We start from the raw sequence: 16,639 nt of genomic DNA on the forward strand, positions 1-16,639 counted from the left end.
AAGGGGTATGGCGGCATTAGGATGATGGATGCGCGCTGGCAAGCTGTGGGCGGGCAAATGGTTCCCGGCGAAACGCAGGAAAGACGCCGTAATGACTGCAAAGACTGCTTGATCTCGGGTTCGCCCGGGTGCCAGATACAGCGATGCATTCCCATACTCGCGCATTGATCGCCGCCGCCACCTTCGCTTTCATCACCGGCAGGAAGGTTGCAGGTCTCTACGATCACACGGCCAAACAGGATCTGCTTATCGCCGCGGAATTCAGGGGCAAGCAGTTGCAGGGCTTCGACGGCGACCGCGGCGTGAAGTTCGGGGGCACCCTTCCCGAACTGCACGACGACGGCGACCAAACTTTCGTGTCCTTCGAGAGCGATGGCAGCACCGTCAAAGGATACGACCGGGGTTCGTCGGGCTTCTATGAGGCGCAGGTGACGGACGGCCTCGTGCAGGTCTACGATCACGGCGCGGCCGCGTGGTTCGCCTATGACGTCCAGGATGCAGAATCGGCCAGCAGCTATCATCGCGGTACGGCGGAAAGCCGCTAGACAAAGCCACCCGGCTGTCATCACGGCGTCATGTATAAGGCCCTGGAAAGCCCCAGTTCGTGCGGCGCACTGCAAGCCTTGCCCCTTCCCCCTTGCTTTTGCCGACAATCACAGCCAAATGCGCGGACGTTTTGACGCGCCAGCGGGCTGGACATACATCCATGAACATTACTCATCCCTTTCTCGATTCGGACGGGGACAAGCTGCGCGAAGAGTGCGGCATCTTCGGTGTTATCGGTGCCAGGGAAGCCGCTGCGATCACTGCGGCAGGTCTCCATTCCCTTCAGCATCGCGGCCAGGAGGCGGTGGGCATCACCAGCTTCTCAGGGAACGAGTTCCACTCGCACCGGGGCATCGGCCACGTGGCGCAGGTGTTCACCCAGAAGGAACTGGACACCCTGCCCGGCAACATGGCCTCGGGCCACGTTCGCTACGCCACGACCGGCGGATCGGGCCTGCGCAACGTCCAGCCGCTGTTCGCCGACCTTGCCGCGGGCGGCTTCGCCATCGCGCATAACGGCAATATTTCCAACGCGATGACGCTGAAGCATGACCTCGTGTCCAAGGGGTCGATCTTCCAGTCGACGTCCGACACCGAAGTCATCATTCACCTCGTCGCGACCAGCCGCTACCCCACCCTGCTCGACCGCTTCGTCGATGCGCTGCGCATGGTGGAGGGCGCCTACTCGCTGATCTGCATGACCCCGGAAGGCATGATCGCCTGCCGCGATCCGCTGGGCATCCGCCCGCTGGTGATGGGCCGCATCGGCGACGCCACCGTATTCGCCTCCGAAACCGTCGCGTTCGACATCGTCGGCGCCGAGTTCATCCGCTCGATAGAGCCGGGCGAACTCGTCCAGGTCGATCACAAGGGCACGATCTCCAGCCACCGCCCCTTCGGCGATCCGGCCCCGCGCCCCTGCATCTTCGAACACGTCTACTTCTCGCGCCCCGATTCGGTGATGGACGGCCTTTCGGTCTATCAAGTCCGCAAGCAGATCGGCGTCGAGCTGGCCAAGGAAGCCTTCGCGGAAGCCGACGTGGTCATCCCGGTGCCCGACAGCGGCGTTCCCGCTGCCATCGGCTATGCGCAGGAATCGGGCATTCCGTTCGAACTGGGCATCATCCGCTCGCACTACGTAGGCCGCACCTTCATCCAGCCGGGTGACGCTGCCCGCCATGCCGACGTGAAGCGCAAGCACAACGCCAACCGCGCCGTCGTGGAAGGCAAGCGGATCGTCCTGATCGACGATTCGATCGTGCGCGGCACCACCTCGAAGAAGATCGTCGAGATGATGCGCGATGCCGGCGCGGCCGAAGTGCACATGCGCATCGCCAGCCCGCCGACCGAGCATTCTTGCTTCTATGGCGTCGACACGCCCGAGCGTTCGAAGCTGCTGGCCGCCACGATGGACACGGCCGCCATGGCCGATTTCATCAAGGCCGACAGCCTCGCCTTCGTCTCGATCGACGGTCTGTACCGCGCGGTCGGCGAGGAAAAGCGCGCCACCAAGTGCCCGCAGTTCTGCGATGCCTGCTTCACCGGCGAATACCCGACCAAGCTGACCGACTTCACCGACCGTTTCCCTGCGGAGCTAAACGCAGCGTGAGCGAAAAGGCATTCGAGGGACAGGTCGCGCTGGTAACCGGCGCCAGCCGGGGCATCGGCGCCGCCACCGCCGCCGCGCTCGCTGCGCAGGGCGCGCACGTCGTGCTGACCGGGCGCGACACCAAGGCGCTCGAAGCGGTCGAGGATGCGATCTTCCAGGCCGGCGGTTCGGCCACGATCGCGCCGGTCGACCTGGTCGAGCCGGACGGCATCGCCCGCCTTGCCACGGCGCTGTCGCAGCGCTGGGGCAAGCTCGACATCATGGTCATCAACGCCGCGATCCTGCCCGAGCTGACCAGCGTGGCGGACATCGACCAGCGCGCCTTCAACAAGGCGCTGACCACCAATGTCCTCGCCACCCAGGCGCTGTTCGCCAATTTCGACCCGCTGCTGAAAAAAAGCGGCAACGCCCGCGTCATTGGCATGACCACCACGGTCGCGCAGGCGCCGCGTGCCTATTGGGGCGCTTACGGCGCGACCAAGGCCGCCTTCGAGGTTCTGCTGGACTGCTACGCGCAGGAAACCGCCAAGGTTTCGAAGATCCGCGTCGCCATCGTTAACCCCGGCGCCACCCGCACCGCCATGCGCGCGCGGGCTTATCCGGGCGAGGCACCGGCCTCGGTAAAGCCCCCAGAAGTGGTGGCTGACCGGCTGGTTTCGCTGCTGAATGAGGACTTTGCGACAGGTCACCGGGAAACCGTTAACCAGACTGCGTAAGTCGATAGTAATCCCAAGCTGGGACACATGGTGACGAATCGGTGCGGAAAATGCGCACCGTGCCTAAAAAGCGCGAGGTCGCCATGGTCCACACCCAGCAGCAACTATACGAGGCCGCCGCCCAGGAAGATCGCAGCGCGCCGCGCCTGCGCATCTCCATACCCGCATCGCTCAGACCGTCTGGCTCCAAGGGTTTCCAGACGGCGGTGCGCGATCTTTCGCTGTCGGGCTTCTCCGCAACCGCGATGACCCGCGTTGCGCCCCGCACGATCTGCTGGCTGACCCTGCCCGGCATGGATACCGTCACTGCCAAAGTCGTATGGTGGGACAACGGCCTTGTCGGCTGCGCGTTCGACCACCTGCTCCACCCGATGGAGCTGGAGAGCATCCTTTCCCGCTGGAACGGCGACAACCGCAATAACCGGAACTTCTGAGCTAGCGACGACAGGCTCCTTTCGCGGGCGCCCTTGGTCGTCGCCGGTCAGCTACCGCGCGCTTCCTTCATCGCATCGGCCAGTTCGCGGTCCAGGTCCGACAGGATTTCCGCCCGCACCTGCGTATCGAGATCGCGGTTTGAAGCGATGGACGCCCGCGCACTGCGAATCGCAGTCACCGCTGCCTGCTTCGCAGCCTTGGGTTCGCCCGTGCAGATCACCACACTCGCCGAAGTGCCATTGGCCTCGCCGCGCGCCTGGCGGCGGTTGCTGTCCGCCGGGCAGTCCTCGTCCAGGATCATCTGCCGGATGACCTTCCCCGCGCCGGACGCGTCGCTGCGCACGATGCTGATGGTGCGGCGCTTGCCATCGCTCGATACCCTTTCCTCCACCTGCGGCGCGCGGGCCATTGCACCGGCGGCGCGGCGCTCGGCATCTGACGCCCGGCGGTCAGCATCAGCGGCTCGGCGAGCCTGGTCCTGCGACATGGCGTTTCTGAGCGACATTGGTGCAGGCGGCGCCGGCGGGACAGGGGCCGCGCCGGGAACAGGAGGCATAGGCGGAGACGGGGGTGCGGGAGGCACCGCGCCTGCGCCATCCGCCCACTGCGGCGCTGCGGGTGCGTCCGGTACTTCGGGAACATCGGGGGCCTGCGGAGCTTGGGGAGCCTGCGCATCGGCGCGCATTTCCGCATCGGAGGAATACGATACCGCAGGCGCTGCCGGAGCTGCCGGCACCGCCGGAACTTCAGGCACATCGGCCTCTTCCATCGCGGCGTAGCTGACCGTTGCGGTTGCCGGCACGGCGACGATCGCAAGAGCGAAGAGGCTGCGCGCCAGCACCCGCCGCGCAGGCGTCACGTCCTTGCGGGCCAGTGCTTTCAGACGATGGATGATCGGCTTCTCACCCGAAAGCGACCCGGCCATCGGCGCGGCAAGTCCGAGCCGGTCCCCTCCTGCCAGAGAGGCGATCAGGCGGCCATACCGCGCGCGTTCCTCGCGGCTGCGGCCCAGCATGACCCGCGCATCGCAGGCTGCCTCCTGATCTGAGCGCACGGCGCGCCAGCCTGCCCAACCAAGCGGATTGAACCAGTGCAGCGCGAATAGCGGCTGCATCGCGATCAGCGCCAGCAGATCGCCGCCCGCGTGATGCTCCATCTCATGCGCGATGGCGAAGTCGGACGTCTCGGAATCCTCGTCCGCAAGGAAGTCCATCGGCAGCGCCACCACCTTGTCGAACACGCCGAAGGCCAGCGGCGCGGTGATCGCCGGGCTTTCGACAATCCGCACCGCGCCGGAACGGGCGACCAGACGCGAACCCTCCAGCAGGTCACGGCGCATCCAGCGATACGTGACCGTGCGCCAGAGCAGGAAAAGCGCCGCACCGCCCAGCCAGACGGCCAGAGCCAGCGTCATCCACGGCACTTGCGCCAGCAGGCTCGGCTCGGCGGCGGCTGCAAGCTGCGCCGCAGGTATAGCGGTAGCCGCCGGCATCGCGTCAATTCCGGCAGCTTCGATGGGGATCGCGGCATGCAGGCCGGCGGCCGACGCCGTCAGCGGCTCCACCCCGAACTCGATCCGGGGCAGCAACCCGCGCGGCAGGGCCAGCGGCGGCAGCACCAGCCGGATCATCGGCAGCGCCCAAAGCGCATAAGCCGCGCCGGGTCCGAACCAGCGCGCCACCGGCCCGCGGGCGGCAAGCACCAGCGCCATCAGCGCGCCAGTGGCAATGAGCGTATCGGTCAGCCATTCGATCATGACTTCAGCTCCCTCAGCAGGGCTTCGATCTCGGTGATGTCATCTTCGGTGAGTGCTTCGCTTTGCGCAAGATGCGCAAAAAGCGGTGCCGCCCGGCCGCCGAACAGGCGGTCCACCAAGCGGCGGCTTTCAGTGCCGACATAGTCGGAGCGCGCGATGCGGGGGGTATAGAGGAAGCGCTTGCCGTCCGGCTCGGTGCCGACCGCCTGCTTCACCACGAGGCGCGACAGCAGCGTCTTGACCGTGGCAAGGCTCCAGCCGCGCGGTCCGCAGACTTCCTCGCACACTTCCTGCGCGGTGAGCGGGCTGCGCTGCCACAGCGCCTCCATCACCGCATGTTCGGCTTCGGAAATCCTCTCGGGCTGTTCGCCAGCCCCTTCGCCAGACTTGTCCGACATCCCGGCCTCCATCGTTTACACACGTAATCGACTACGTCTGTAAACATGAACGCCGGGTGAATGTCGCAGCTCAGGCTTTCTTGAGCGCGAGGCTCAGCTGGATCAGGAAAACGGCGCGCACGGTGAGGCTGATCGCGACGACCATTGCCAGAAAAGCCAGCCCCGCAACCGGGCCGGAGAACAGCAGGACAAGGCCCAGCACCACGTCCAGCACGCCCATGAACAGCCGCCAGCCACGGTCATGCAGGGCCTTGAGGGCGAACGCGATCTGGAAAGCGCCGGCGATCACCAGCCACACGCCGATCGCCCAAACCAGCGACAATGCCCCCGCCACCGGGTCGACGATCGCGAAGATGCCGGCCAGCAGCGCCAGCGCGCCAAGCAGGATTTCGGTCCAGCGCGCGCGGGTGGAAAGCGTAGTCCACCCCGCCGCGATGGCCGCCACTCCGTAGACCACCAGCACGACGCCCAGCAGCAGCCCGGTGGCGACGCCTGCAACCAGCGGATTGACCAGCACGATCAGCGCCACAAGCAGCAGCAGCACGCCGTAGCCCATGATCCAGCCCCAGGGATTGCCGGGAGCACGGTTCATCGAGCGGACCAGTGGGTCGCTCTCCACATGAGGGTCGAGCAGCGGGTCGAGCTTGGTGCGTTCCATCGGCGAAGTTCCTTTGCGGCGAATTACCCCCACAAATGCATGGAACTGCCGCCAGTTCCTGCTTGATCTCGATCAGGCAAACCCATGAAAAAGGGCGGCGCACCCTTGCCGGTGCGCCGCCCTCCTCTCGTTTTTCAGCTGCCGAAGCGGCGTATCAGTACACGCGGGCCTTGGGCTTGATGTACTGCACGTCGTCGGTGAGCGTGAATTCATGGACCGGGCGATAGTCGATCTTCACTTCGCCGCCCTTGCCGCCCCAGCCGTTGAACCAGGCTGCGGTGTGCTTCATCCAGTTGGCATCGTCGCGGTTCGGGAAATCCTCGTGCGCGTGGGCGCCGCGGCTTTCCTGGCGGTTCTGCGCGCCGTGGAGCGTGACGGTGGCCTGCGAGATCAGGTTGTCCAGTTCCATCGTCTCGACGAGGTCGGAGTTCCAGATCAGGCCGGTGTCGGTGACATGCACGTCCTGGAACTTCTCGTAGGTCTTGGCGAGCTTCTCCTTGCCTTCGACCATCAGTTCGTCGGTACGGAACACCGCCGCGTGAAGCGACATGGTGCGCTGCATCTCGGTGCGGATTTCCGCGGTCGGGGTGCCGCCCTTGGCATTGCGGAAGTGATCCAGACGCGTGAGCGCCAGGTCTGCCGAATCCTTGGGCAGTTCGGCCTGGGCCGCGCCGGGCTTGACGATGTCGCGCAGGCGGTGGCCGGTTGCGCGGCCGAACACCACGAGATCGATCAGCGAGTTCGAGCCAAGGCGGTTGGCGCCGTGGACCGAAACGCAGGCCGCTTCGCCCACAGCGAACAGGCCGGGTACGACCGTTTCGGGGTTGCCGTCGGCGCCGATGGTCATGACTTCGCCGTGGTAGTTCGTCGGAATGCCGCCCATGTTGTAGTGGACGGTCGGAACCACGGGAAGCGGCTGGCGGGTCAGGTCGACACCGGCAAAGATCTTGCCGCTCTCGGTGATGCCCGGCAGGCGTTCGCCCAGCACCTTGGGATCGATGTGATCGAGGTGCAGGTAGATGTGGTCCTTGTGCGGGCCGACGCCGCGGCCTTCACGGATTTCCAGCGCCATCGAACGCGAAACGACGTCGCGGCTGGCGAGATCCTTGGCGGACGGTGCATAGCGCTCCATGAAGCGCTCACCCTCGGAGTTGGTCAGGTAGCCGCCCTCGCCGCGTGCGCCCTCGGTGATGAGAACGCCGGCGCCGTAGATGCCGGTCGGGTGGAACTGGACGAATTCCATGTCCTGCAAAGGCAGGCCAGCGCGCAGCACCATGCCGCCGCCGTCACCCGTGCAGGTGTGGGCCGAAGTCGCGGTGAAGTACGAACGGCCGTAGCCGCCCGTCGCCAGCACCACGGCCTGCGCGCGGAAGCGGTGGAGCGTGCCATCGTCCATGCACAGCGCGATCACGCCGCGGCAGACCGGAACGCCGTCCGGGCCGGGTTCCATGATGAGGTCGATCGCGAAGTATTCGATGTAGAAGTCGGCCGCGTACTTCAGCGACTGCTGGTACAGTGCGTGCAGCATGGCGTGGCCGGTACGGTCGGCGGCGGCGCAGGTGCGCTGCACCGGCGGGCCTTCGCCCATGTTCTGCATGTGGCCGCCGAAGGGGCGCTGGTAGATCGTGCCGTCGGGATTGCGGCTGAAGGGCACGCCTGCGTGCTCCAGCTCATAAACGGCCTGCGGGGCTTCGCGCACCATGTACTCGATAGCGTCCTGGTCGCCCAGCCAGTCCGAACCCTTGACGGTGTCGAACATGTGCCAGGTCCAGTGGTCCGGCGAGTTGTTCTGCAGCGAGGCGGCAATGCCGCCCTGCGCCGCGACGGTGTGCGAGCGGGTCGGGAACACCTTGGTGATGCACGCGGTCTTCAGGCCGGCTTCCGCCGAACCCATGGTAGCGCGCAGGCCCGAACCGCCGGCACCGACGACGACCGTGTCGTAAAGGTGGTCGATGATCTTGTAAGAAGCGGCGGACATCAGGCGTGGGCTCCCAGCGCGAGGCGAACGATGCAGAACACGCCAAAGGCGATCCCGGCGCAGGTGGCGAGGTTCAGCGCCGCGATGCAGGCGAACTTGTTGGCGTGCTCGTGGACATAGTCCTCGACCAGGACCTGGAGGCCCAGGCGGGCGTGCCAGAAGGTGGTGATGACCAGCAGGATCATCGCCACGGCCGGGACCGGGCGCGCGATCCATTCGACCATGGTGGCGTAGCTGTAATCCGGCAGCAGCACCAGCGAGACCGCCAGGAACAGCACGGTCAGCAGATTGCCGATCGAGGTGAAGCGCTGAAGCAGCCAGTGATGGACGACGCCGCCGCGGGCCGCGCCTAGGCCGCGTACGCGGCCGATGGAAGTTCCGTTACCCATGTTTCCCTTACCTCAGCGAAGCAGCAGGAGCGCCCAGAAGGCGGCGGTGAGTACGACGCCCAGGATCGGGCAGATGATCGACCACATGCGGTTGGTGCGCAGCTCGAAACCGGCGCCAACGTCCAGTGCGAAGTGGCGAAGGCCGCTGCACATATGGCTGAAGAACGCCCAGGAGATGCCCACCAGCACGATCATGCCGATCCATGTCGACATCGCCCACTGGAAGGTCGCGTAGGACGCCGGCCCTCCGGCGAGTGCGCCCAGCCACCACAGCAGCACGCCGAGGCCGGCAAATGCCATGCCGTCGCCGGTGACGCGGTGGAGGATCGACACGAACATGTGCGGGCCCCACTTCCAGATCTGGAGGTGCGGCGAAAGCGGACGGTTTTTGGTCCCGGCGTTTGCCATGGCTCTCACGAATCCCTTGCCTGCGGCAGCGCAACAAGCTGCCCTCGACCATGCCCCTTAGACAAAATGCGCCATGGTGCAAGTTCCCAAGGCCATGATTGTCCTCGCGTACTGGCCTATCGCATAGGTGCAGCCTAAAGCAGCGCACATGAGTCGCACCTTCAAGGCAATCATGCTGGCCGCCGCGCTGGCACTTCCTTCCGCAACGGCCGGTGCGTCAGACGCCCCGCCGACCGCCCGTTCGCAGGCTGCGGCGGACAAGACGCCGGCAGCGCTAGCCGCCGCCTGCGCGGGCCATGACGAATGGGCCGACCCTGCTCCGCCCGCGCGAATTTTCGGCAATACCTGGTATGTCGGCACCTGCGGAATCTCGGCGCTTCTGGTTACTGGTCCCGGCGGCCACATCTTGGTCGACGGCGGCGTCGCCAAGGCCGCGCCGCTGGTGCTGGCGAACATCCGCAGGGCCGGGTTCGATCCCAAGGCGGTGCGCTGGATCGTCGCCACTCATGAGCATTTCGACCACGTCGGCGCCCTTGCCGCACTGCAGCGCGCGACGGGCGCGAAAATCGCCGCGCTGGCGGTGCAGAAGACCGCGCTCGAAACCGGCAAGCCCAGCGCGCAGGATCCGCAGTCCGACGGGCTCGATCCGATCGCGCCGGTGAAAGTCGACCGCGTGCTGACGGACGGAGCCACCGTCGTGGTTGGCTCCCTCGTCCTTACCGCCCACGCGACGCCGGTCCACGCACCGGGTTCCACAAGCTGGACCTGGCGCTCCTGCGCGTCTGCCGGCGACTGCCGCCGGATCGCCTACGCCGACAGCACCTCGACAATCTCGTCCGACGGCTACCGCTTCACCGACCATCCGGACCGAATCGCGGCGATCCGCAAGAGCCTGCCGAAAATCGCCGCCCTGCCCTGCGACATCCTGCTCACCCCGCACCCCTCGCAAAGCGCGATGATGGAGCGTTTCGCCGGTACGAAGCCGCTCGCCGATGCAAGCGCCTGCCGCAACTACGTGGCCGCAGCCGAAGACCGGTTCGCAGCGCGACTTCTCAAAGAAGCGAAAGAAGCCCGATGAGCTGGAAAGTCACCGCCTTTGCCCCGCGTCTCGTCGTCGAGGGCGCCCTCGTTGCGCATGAGGATGCATGGGACTGGGACCATGAGATCGTCCTCTCTGGCCGCGAGATCGCCGAGGACCAGCCCGAGGAATGGCAGCTCGAAGCCTGGCTCGACCACAAGCCGACCCGCGCCGACAAGTCCGCGATCGCGGCGCTCTTCGCGCAGGACGCGCCCAAGCTGATAGTCGAGGAATTGCCCGATACTGACTGGCTGGTCGCCAGCCAGGAAGGGCTCGAGCCGATCCGCGCGGGCCGCTTCCATGTCCACACCCCGGACCATCCGGCCACGCAAGAGCCGGGCGTGTTCGACTTCGTAATTCCCGCCAGCCAGGCGTTCGGCACCGGCCAGCACGCAACGACCGCCGGCTGCCTCGCCATGCTCACGCATATGAAGGCGCAGGGCCTGGTGATCCGCAACTGCGCCGACATCGGCACCGGCACCGGCCTGCTGGCCTTCGCGGCGCTCTCGCTCTGGCCGCGCACGCTGGCGACGGCGAGCGACATCGATGCGGTCTGCGTCGGCGTGGTGGATGACAACGCGGCGGCGAACGGCATGACCATGGGCGCAGGCCGGGGCCAGTTGGTGATGACGGTGGCGGACGGCATGGAGCATCCCGTGCTCGATGCGCGCGGCCCCTACGATCTTATTCTCGCAAACATCCTCGCCGGGCCGCTGGTGTCGCTGGCGCCGGACTTCGGCAAGGCGCTGGTTCCGGGCGGACACCTGCTGCTGGCCGGCCTGCTGGAAACGCAGGAAGCCGCCGTGCGCGCCGCATGCCGCCGGGCCGGGCTGCGCCTCGCCGCGCGCATGGTCAACGGCGACTGGTCGATCCTGTGGATGCGCAAGCGGCAGGGCTGATACGCCCGCCGCTCAACCTGCTCCCTCAGTAGAGGTAGAGCTCCACGCCCTGCACGATGCTGCAGCGCTGGCGCATGGCGCTTTGCGCATCGCGTGAGATGGGCCGGTCGAACGCGAAACCGACGCGGTCGCTCACTACCCAGCGCACGGTTCCGCGAATCGGAGGATGGCCGTCGAGGGCGAAGCTGAAGCGCTGCCCCTCGGCGATATCGTCCTGCACGACTTCGAACTGGCACCCCTCGGAGGAGATGTGCCGCGCCACCGCAGATGCGTAGGCTGAATGCTTGCGACGTGTAGACACTCCCACCTCATCTGAATTGGCTAATTCTCTCATACGCAAAAGTAATTAACGCAGATGAAGTATGTGTAAACGCCGCATCAACCTTCGATCGGAATTTTTGCATAGTCATCCCCGTAATTTACGGGATTTAACGTAAACGCGCGTTAACTATTATCAGTGGTCACTAATTAACGAATTGGGGCAAAAATCAGCGAACGACAGGGGGTTGGCAACAATCATTCAAGAGGCCAACCATGATTGATACTGAAACCACCCCTCCAAAGGTGGTAACCGGCCCGCTTGGCGAGCCATTAAGCAAAGATACGCTGCCGCCAGCCAATACGTCTCGTTGGGTGGTGCGGCGCAAGGCCGAAGTGGTTTCGGCAGTCAACGGCGGACTGCTGACGATCGCCGAGGCATGCGAGCGCTATGGCCTCACACTTGAGGAACTGGCCTCGTGGCAACGCTCCGTGGAACGCGAAGGCATGGCAGGCCTGCGCGCGACGCGGGTGCAACACTACCGGCAGGCGCATGAGCGCAAGGGCCGTTATAGCTGATCCCGCATTGGGATCGGCGCCCATGAGACGGGCATCGGCCGACGTTTGAACGGACCCGTGCATGAGCCGCAAGCCCCAGGGCTTGCGGCTCGATTGCGTTACCCGCCGCGTATCCTGCGCGCTATCCGGCTGCCTTGACGATCTCGGCCCAGGCCGCCTCGTCGATCACCGCTATGCCCAGTTCGGCCGCCTTCTTCAGCTTCGATCCCGCGCCCGGCCCGGCGACGATCAGGTCGGTCTTGGCCGAGACGGTCCCCGCGGCCTTCGCGCCCAGCCGCTCGGCCTGCGCCTTGGCCTCGTCGCGGCTCATCGTCTCCAGCTTGCCGGTGAACACCACGGTCTTGCCGGAAACTTCGCTGGCCTGGGTTTCCACCACGTAATCGGGCGGAGAAACTTCGCTGAGCAGGTCGTCCCAGACCGCGCGGTTGTGGTCTTCATGGAAGAAGTCCCCCAGCGCCTTGATCACCACCGGGCCGACCCCGTCGATAGAGATCAGTTCGGAATAAGCCTCGCTGGCGGCGACCACTGCCTCCTCGCCCTCTTTGACATGGGCCTGCTCGGCCAGCGCGCGCAAGGCGGGCAGCGTGGTAAAACGCTTCATCAGATCGCGCGCGGTGACTACGCCGACGTGCCGGATGCCAAGGCCGAACAGCAGCCGCGCGGCATCGGGGCGCCGCTTGGTTTCCACAGCTGCCAACAGGTTGTCCACAGACTTGTCCTTCCACCCGTCCAGCGCCAGAATATCCTCGCGGCGTTTGCGAAGGCGGAAGATGTCGGCGGGGCTTTCCAGCCAGCCTTTGGCGAAGAACTCGTCGATGGTCTTGTCGCCCAGCCCTTCCATGTCGAGCGCGGTGCGGCTGACGAAGTGCTTCAGGCGCTCGGTACGCTGGGCCGGGCAGATCAGGCCCCCGGTGCAGCGCACGTCGACCTCGCCTTCCCCGGCGACCGCTTCGGAGTGGCACTGCGGGCAATGATCCGGGAACGCGAAGGCGGGGCGATCCTCATCGCGGCTGAGGTTGTCGACCACTTGCGGGATCACGTCCCCGGCGCGTTGCAGCACCACCCTGTCGCCCGGCCTCACGCCAAGGCGTGCGATCTCGTCGCGGTTGTGCAGGGTGACGTTGGTGACGGTGACGCCGCCGACCAGCACCGGCTTCAGGCGCCCCACCGGGGTCAGCTTGCCGGTGCGGCCAACCTGGATGTCGATCGATTCGAGAACCGTCTCCGCGCGCTCGGCGGGGAACTTGTGGGCCAGCGCCCAGCGCGGCGCCTTGGCGACAAAGCCCAGACGCTGCTGCAGGTCGAGCCGGTCCACCTTGTAGACCACCCCGTCGATCTCGAAGGGCAGAGCGGCGCGGCCATCGCGAATGGCGCGGTAGGCGGCCAGCATTTCCTCGACCGACCCGCACAGCCGAAACTGCGGCGAAACCGGCAGTCCCCACGATTCGATGCGGCGCACGACCTCGTGCTGGCTGGCCCCCGGCACATGGCTGGCCGCGCCCCAGCCGTGGGCCCAGAACCGCAAGGGGCGCTTCGCCGTGACCGAGGCGTCCTTCTGGCGCAGCGACCCGGCGGCGGCATTACGTGGGTTGGCGAACTGGCGGACCTTGGAATCGTCGAACGCCTCGCCCCTGGCCTCGGCGGCGGCGCGCGCCTCGTCCATCAGCTGGGTATTGAGCGCCAGGAATGCGCCCTTCTCCATGTAGACTTCGCCGCGCACCTCGAACACGTCCGGGATATCCTCACCGCTGAGTTCCTGCACGATGTCGGCGATATGCGCGACGTTGGCGGTGACGTCTTCGCCCACCTGCCCATCGCCGCGCGTGGCCGCGCGCACCAGCTTGCCCTTTTCATAGCGCAGCGAACACGAGAGGCCGTCGATCTTGTCCTCCGCCGTGAAGGCCACCGGCTCATCGGCGGAAAGCGACAGGAACCGCCGCACGCGGGCGACGAATTCGGCGACTTCCTCGTCGGTGAAGGCATTGTCGAGGCTCATCATGCGAACCTCGTGCGGCACCTTGCCCAGCGGCGAGGCGGCGATTTCGTGGCCAACCTTGTTGGTCGGACTATCTGCCCGGATAAGGTGCGGATACGCCGCTTCCAGCGCGGCATTGCGCCGCAACAGCGCATCGTAATCGGCGTCGGAAATGTCCGGCGCGTCCTCGGCATGGTAGAGGCGGTTCGCACGGTTGATCTGACGCGCCAGGCGCATCAGTTCATTGGCGGCTTCGGCTTCACTGGGAAGGCCGGTCGGAATCTGGCTGTCCATCATGCCGCTATTAAGCCAGCGCGGCGCGAATTGGGACTGATTCGTCCCCGCCTTTCAGCCCGCCTTTCAGAAGGTCACGCGCGGCGGCGGCGGATGTTTGTCGAAGGCCTCGGCGGCATAGGGCCCATCGCGCGAGACCCAGTGCAGGAACAGGTGTGCGGACCAGGCGTTCGGATTCCCTGTCGTCCGCCCGTGATGGTGGTGCACGCCCTGGTAAAGCACCGCATCGCCCGCATTCATGTCGACCGCCTGCGCGCGCTCATCCTCGCGAAAAGCGGCGTCGGCACGCTGGTACGGCTTTTCGGTGCGGGCGGGCGAGACTTCCAGCGCCCAGGGGCGGTCGTGCGAATAGGCCAACGTCAGCGACAGCGAATGCTCGCAGGCGAAACGGTCGCCGTGGACGCGGCAGATGTCGCCTTGGCGGTACAGGCGAAAGTACGAATACGACGGCAGCAGCGGCTCTCCGACCAGCGCTTCCACCGCCGGGGTCATGCCCCAATGGAACGTCGCCATGGGCGGATAGTGAAAGCCGTAAAGCTCGCTGGCGGCGCGGGAAAGCAGCGGTCCTTCCTGCCTCAGCCGGTCCATGTGGACGCCCTGCCGCTCCAGATCGCCTTTCATCCGCGCCAGGAAACCATTGGCCACTTCGCGCGGCACGAAGCCGCGCAGCGCCGCGTAACCGTCCCTGCGATAGGCGTTGGCAAGATCCTGGGTCATCGATGATCCTTCGCAATCACGCGGCGTTCAGGCCTGGAGCAGCCTGTCCGCCTGGGCGCGCGCCTCGTCCGTCACTTGCGCGCCGGAGAGCATCCTGGCGATTTCCTCCTTGCGCTCAGCGGCGGTGAGCGGGGTAACCGAGGTGCGCGTGACCGTGCCCTGGCTCGACTTGGCGATCATGTAGTGCCGGTCCCCCCGCGCCGCGACTTGCGGAGAGTGGGTGACCGCGAGCAGCTGCCCGCTGGAAGCAAGCCGCGAAAGACGCTCGCCAATGGCATCGGCCACGGCGCCGCCGACGCCCCGGTCGATCTCGTCGAAGATCACCGTTGCCGCGCCGCCCTCTTCCGCCAGCGCCACCTTGAGCGCGAGGATGAAGCGCGACAATTCGCCGCCGCTGGCGATCTTGCCAAGCGGGGCGAAGTCCGCGCCCGGATTGGTGCTGATGAGAAATTCCACAGCGTCCATGCCGGTTGCGCCCCAGCGTTCCTCAGGCAGACGCAGGACCGAGGTGCGGAACCGCGCGGCGTCCAGTTTCAGCGGCGCGAGTTCTCCCGCCACCGCCACATCGAGGCGCTTGGCGGCGGCGCGGCGCAGATCGTGCAGCGCGCCCGCCTTCTCACGGTAGACGAGCGCGGCCTTTTGCGCTGCCTTTTCCAGTTCGACGATATGTTCGTTGCCGCCCTCGATATCGTCGAGCGCGGCGCGCATTTCGGTCATCCTGGCGGGAAGATCGTCGACCTGGCAGCTATGCTTGCGGGCAGCGGCGCGCAGTTCGAACAAGCGGGTTTCGATCCGGTCGAGTTCGGCGGGATCGAAGGCCAGCGCATCGGCGGCGCGGCCCAGCGCATCCTCGGTCTCGCTCGCCTCGATCACGGCGCGGTCCAGCGAGGCGGCGGCTTCGGCCAGAAGTTCGTGTTCGCCGGCGATGTGGTCGAGCCGGCGCGAGGCGCTGCGCAAGGCGGCCAGCGCCGAATTGGAACCGGTCCACAAATGCTGGAGCGCGGCCAGATCGTCCGCCAGCTTTTCGCCCTTCTGCATCTGCGCGCGGGCCGAGGCGAGTTCGTGTTCCTCGCCCGATTCGGGGGCGATGGTCGTCAGTTCGGCGAGGTGCGCAAGCAGCAGGTCCTGATCCTCGGCAGCGCGGGCGACCCGGCTGCGGGCAAGGTCGAGCGCGTCCTGCGCGGATCGCCAGTCCTTCCACGCAGCTTCCACCCACGCGACTTCGCCGCCGGCGAATCGATCCAGCAAGGCGCGGTGGCCGCGTGCATTGACGAGGCCGCGGTCGTCGTGCTGGCCGTGGATTTCCACCAGCGCCGGTGCGATTTCGCGCAGCAGCGCCACGCCCACCGGCTGGTCGTTGAGGAAAGCCTTCGAGCCGCCATCCGCCTTGAGCTGGCGCTTGAGGATCAGCGGTTCGCCCGGCTCCAGTTCCAGCCCGGCGTCGTCGATCGCTGCCAGCACCTGCGGCGCCAGCGCGGAAACGTCGAAGCTGGCGGTGACGTTTGCCTTGGCTTCCCCGTTGCGCACAAGGCCGCTGTCCGCCCGGTTACCGAGGACAAGCCCCAGCGCGTCAAGCAGGATCGACTTGCCCGCACCGGTTTCGCCCGTGAGGACACCAAGACCGCGTGCGAAATCGAGATCGAGAGCTTCGATCAGCACGATGTTGCGAATGGAGAGCCGGCTGAGCATGTTCGCGCATCGTTCTAGCGGATGGAATTCCCGCCGTCACCCCGCTTCGCGCGTTAACCGGCGCCGTTTACCAGAAGAAGCCTTCCGACAGGACATCCACCGCAAGCGCCAGCCACAGACCGAAGAAGATGGCGGCGATGGCTACGAGTTCGGGGGCCAAGCCCGGCGAATACGCGGGGCGGGTTTCAATTTCGGGGAAAACGTAGGGATCAGGCGAGAAATCGTGCTTCATATCCATGACGGTAAATAAGACCTCC

18 protein-coding genes are annotated in these 16,639 nt (G+C 66.1%); 7 read left to right on the forward strand and 11 right to left on the reverse strand.

Annotated features, from left to right (window positions below):
* Positions 1-143: 143 nt before the first annotated feature.
* From TQ38_RS11685 to TQ38_RS11700, 4 genes are all read left to right on the forward strand, one after another.
* Complete coding sequence (locus TQ38_RS11685; RefSeq protein WP_043980532.1) at positions 144-545, forward strand: hypothetical protein; 402 nt, start codon at positions 144-146, stop codon at positions 543-545.
* A gap of 161 nt (positions 546-706) precedes the next feature.
* Positions 707-2,155 carry an amidophosphoribosyltransferase gene (purF, locus tag TQ38_RS11690; RefSeq protein ID WP_043980534.1) on the forward strand — a complete coding sequence of 483 codons (1,449 nt, stop codon included), beginning with the start codon at positions 707-709 and terminating at the stop codon, positions 2,153-2,155.
* Entirely contained in the window at positions 2,152-2,871 is a 720-nt protein-coding gene (locus TQ38_RS11695; RefSeq protein WP_043980536.1) for an SDR family NAD(P)-dependent oxidoreductase, read from the forward strand. The genes purF and TQ38_RS11695 overlap by 4 nt, the downstream gene beginning before the upstream one ends.
* An 83-nt stretch (positions 2,872-2,954) precedes the next feature.
* A complete protein-coding gene (locus tag TQ38_RS11700) occupies positions 2,955-3,305 on the forward strand; it encodes a PilZ domain-containing protein (RefSeq protein WP_043980538.1) in 351 nt (116 codons plus the stop codon).
* A gap of 47 nt (positions 3,306-3,352) precedes the next feature.
* On the opposite strand, the gene TQ38_RS11705 is transcribed toward TQ38_RS11700, so the two are convergent.
* From TQ38_RS11705 to sdhC, 6 genes are all read right to left on the reverse strand, one after another.
* The gene (locus TQ38_RS11705) at positions 3,353-5,062 is read right to left on the reverse strand and encodes a M56 family metallopeptidase (RefSeq protein WP_043980540.1); all 1,710 of its coding nucleotides are present in this window, start codon (positions 5,060-5,062) and stop codon (positions 3,353-3,355) included.
* On the reverse strand, positions 5,059-5,460 hold the full coding sequence (locus tag TQ38_RS11710; RefSeq protein WP_043980542.1) for a BlaI/MecI/CopY family transcriptional regulator: 402 nt from the start codon (positions 5,458-5,460) through the stop codon (positions 5,059-5,061). Before TQ38_RS11710 ends, TQ38_RS11705 begins: the two co-directional genes overlap by 4 nt.
* Before the next feature lie 70 nt (positions 5,461-5,530).
* Positions 5,531-6,118, reverse strand: coding sequence for a DUF308 domain-containing protein (locus TQ38_RS11715; RefSeq protein ID WP_043980544.1), 588 nt, complete (start codon positions 6,116-6,118; stop codon positions 5,531-5,533).
* 154 nt (positions 6,119-6,272) lie between these two features.
* Positions 6,273-8,096: a succinate dehydrogenase flavoprotein subunit gene (gene sdhA, locus TQ38_RS11720; protein ID WP_043980546.1), complete on the reverse strand. Its 1,824-nt coding sequence runs from the start codon at positions 8,094-8,096 to the stop codon at positions 6,273-6,275.
* The gene (sdhD, locus tag TQ38_RS11725; protein WP_043980548.1) at positions 8,096-8,485 is read right to left on the reverse strand and encodes a succinate dehydrogenase, hydrophobic membrane anchor protein; all 390 of its coding nucleotides are present in this window, start codon (positions 8,483-8,485) and stop codon (positions 8,096-8,098) included. The genes sdhA and sdhD overlap by 1 nt, the downstream gene beginning before the upstream one ends.
* Before the next feature lie 12 nt (positions 8,486-8,497).
* Positions 8,498-8,893, reverse strand: coding sequence for a succinate dehydrogenase, cytochrome b556 subunit (gene sdhC / locus TQ38_RS11730; RefSeq protein ID WP_043980550.1), 396 nt, complete (start codon positions 8,891-8,893; stop codon positions 8,498-8,500).
* A gap of 148 nt (positions 8,894-9,041) precedes the next feature.
* On the opposite strand from sdhC, the gene bla reads away from it, so the two are divergent.
* Both bla and TQ38_RS11740 read left to right on the forward strand, forming a co-directional pair.
* On the forward strand, positions 9,042-9,971 hold the full coding sequence (gene bla / locus TQ38_RS11735; protein WP_043980551.1) for a subclass B3 metallo-beta-lactamase: 930 nt from the start codon (positions 9,042-9,044) through the stop codon (positions 9,969-9,971).
* Positions 9,968-10,870 (forward strand): 50S ribosomal protein L11 methyltransferase, encoded by a 903-nt coding sequence (locus TQ38_RS11740; RefSeq protein ID WP_043980553.1) that lies wholly within the window; start codon positions 9,968-9,970, stop codon positions 10,868-10,870. The genes bla and TQ38_RS11740 overlap by 4 nt, the downstream gene beginning before the upstream one ends.
* 25 nt (positions 10,871-10,895) lie before the next feature.
* Here the strand turns inward: TQ38_RS11740 and TQ38_RS11745 are convergent, their stop codons facing one another.
* Positions 10,896-11,171 (reverse strand): PilZ domain-containing protein, encoded by a 276-nt coding sequence (locus TQ38_RS11745; RefSeq protein WP_043980555.1) that lies wholly within the window; start codon positions 11,169-11,171, stop codon positions 10,896-10,898.
* Between the two features lie 233 nt (positions 11,172-11,404).
* On the opposite strand from TQ38_RS11745, the gene TQ38_RS11750 reads away from it, so the two are divergent.
* Positions 11,405-11,707 (forward strand): DUF1153 domain-containing protein, encoded by a 303-nt coding sequence (locus TQ38_RS11750; protein ID WP_043980557.1) that lies wholly within the window; start codon positions 11,405-11,407, stop codon positions 11,705-11,707.
* A gap of 121 nt (positions 11,708-11,828) precedes the next feature.
* On the opposite strand, the gene ligA is transcribed toward TQ38_RS11750, so the two are convergent.
* The 4 genes from ligA to TQ38_RS29950 all read right to left on the reverse strand — a co-directional run bounded on the left by ligA (position 11,829) and on the right by TQ38_RS29950 (position 16,620).
* Positions 11,829-13,979, reverse strand: a complete 2,151-nt coding sequence (gene ligA / locus TQ38_RS11755; RefSeq protein ID WP_043980560.1) for an NAD-dependent DNA ligase LigA — start codon at positions 13,977-13,979, stop codon at positions 11,829-11,831.
* A gap of 63 nt (positions 13,980-14,042) precedes the next feature.
* Positions 14,043-14,693 (reverse strand): hypothetical protein, encoded by a 651-nt coding sequence (locus tag TQ38_RS11760; protein WP_043980562.1) that lies wholly within the window; start codon positions 14,691-14,693, stop codon positions 14,043-14,045.
* Between the two features lie 27 nt (positions 14,694-14,720).
* The gene (gene recN, locus TQ38_RS11765; protein WP_043980564.1) at positions 14,721-16,382 is read right to left on the reverse strand and encodes a DNA repair protein RecN; all 1,662 of its coding nucleotides are present in this window, start codon (positions 16,380-16,382) and stop codon (positions 14,721-14,723) included.
* Positions 16,383-16,449: 67 nt separating this feature from the next.
* Positions 16,450-16,620: a hypothetical protein gene (locus tag TQ38_RS29950; RefSeq protein WP_162792240.1), complete on the reverse strand. Its 171-nt coding sequence runs from the start codon at positions 16,618-16,620 to the stop codon at positions 16,450-16,452.
* Positions 16,621-16,639: the final 19 nt, after the last annotated feature.

This window comes from Novosphingobium sp. P6W (assembly GCF_000876675.2).
Lineage (GTDB): Bacteria > Pseudomonadota > Alphaproteobacteria > Sphingomonadales > Sphingomonadaceae > Novosphingobium.

Bases quoted from the DNA above. Each gene is read 5' to 3' on its own strand.
- TQ38_RS11685 (WP_043980532.1), top strand. From the start codon at position 144: ATGCATTCCCATACTCGCGCATTGATCGCCGCCGCCACCTTCGCTTTC.
- purF (WP_043980534.1), top strand. From the start codon at position 707: ATGAACATTACTCATCCCTTTCTCGATTCGGACGGGGACAAGCTGCGC.
- TQ38_RS11700 (WP_043980538.1), top strand. From the start codon at position 2,955: ATGGTCCACACCCAGCAGCAACTATACGAGGCCGCCGCCCAGGAAGAT.
- TQ38_RS11705 (WP_043980540.1), bottom strand. From the start codon at position 5,062: ATGATCGAATGGCTGACCGATACGCTCATTGCCACTGGCGCGCTGATG.
- TQ38_RS11710 (WP_043980542.1), bottom strand. From the start codon at position 5,460: ATGTCGGACAAGTCTGGCGAAGGGGCTGGCGAACAGCCCGAGAGGATT.
- TQ38_RS11715 (WP_043980544.1), bottom strand. From the start codon at position 6,118: ATGGAACGCACCAAGCTCGACCCGCTGCTCGACCCTCATGTGGAGAGC.
- sdhA (WP_043980546.1), bottom strand. From the start codon at position 8,096: ATGTCCGCCGCTTCTTACAAGATCATCGACCACCTTTACGACACGGTC.
- sdhD (WP_043980548.1), bottom strand. From the start codon at position 8,485: ATGGGTAACGGAACTTCCATCGGCCGCGTACGCGGCCTAGGCGCGGCC.
- sdhC (WP_043980550.1), bottom strand. From the start codon at position 8,893: ATGGCAAACGCCGGGACCAAAAACCGTCCGCTTTCGCCGCACCTCCAG.
- bla (WP_043980551.1), top strand. From the start codon at position 9,042: ATGAGTCGCACCTTCAAGGCAATCATGCTGGCCGCCGCGCTGGCACTT.
- TQ38_RS11740 (WP_043980553.1), top strand. From the start codon at position 9,968: ATGAGCTGGAAAGTCACCGCCTTTGCCCCGCGTCTCGTCGTCGAGGGC.
- TQ38_RS11750 (WP_043980557.1), top strand. From the start codon at position 11,405: ATGATTGATACTGAAACCACCCCTCCAAAGGTGGTAACCGGCCCGCTT.
- ligA (WP_043980560.1), bottom strand. From the start codon at position 13,979: ATGATGGACAGCCAGATTCCGACCGGCCTTCCCAGTGAAGCCGAAGCC.
- TQ38_RS11760 (WP_043980562.1), bottom strand. From the start codon at position 14,693: ATGACCCAGGATCTTGCCAACGCCTATCGCAGGGACGGTTACGCGGCG.
- recN (WP_043980564.1), bottom strand. From the start codon at position 16,382: ATGCTCAGCCGGCTCTCCATTCGCAACATCGTGCTGATCGAAGCTCTC.
- TQ38_RS29950 (WP_162792240.1), bottom strand. From the start codon at position 16,620: ATGGATATGAAGCACGATTTCTCGCCTGATCCCTACGTTTTCCCCGAA.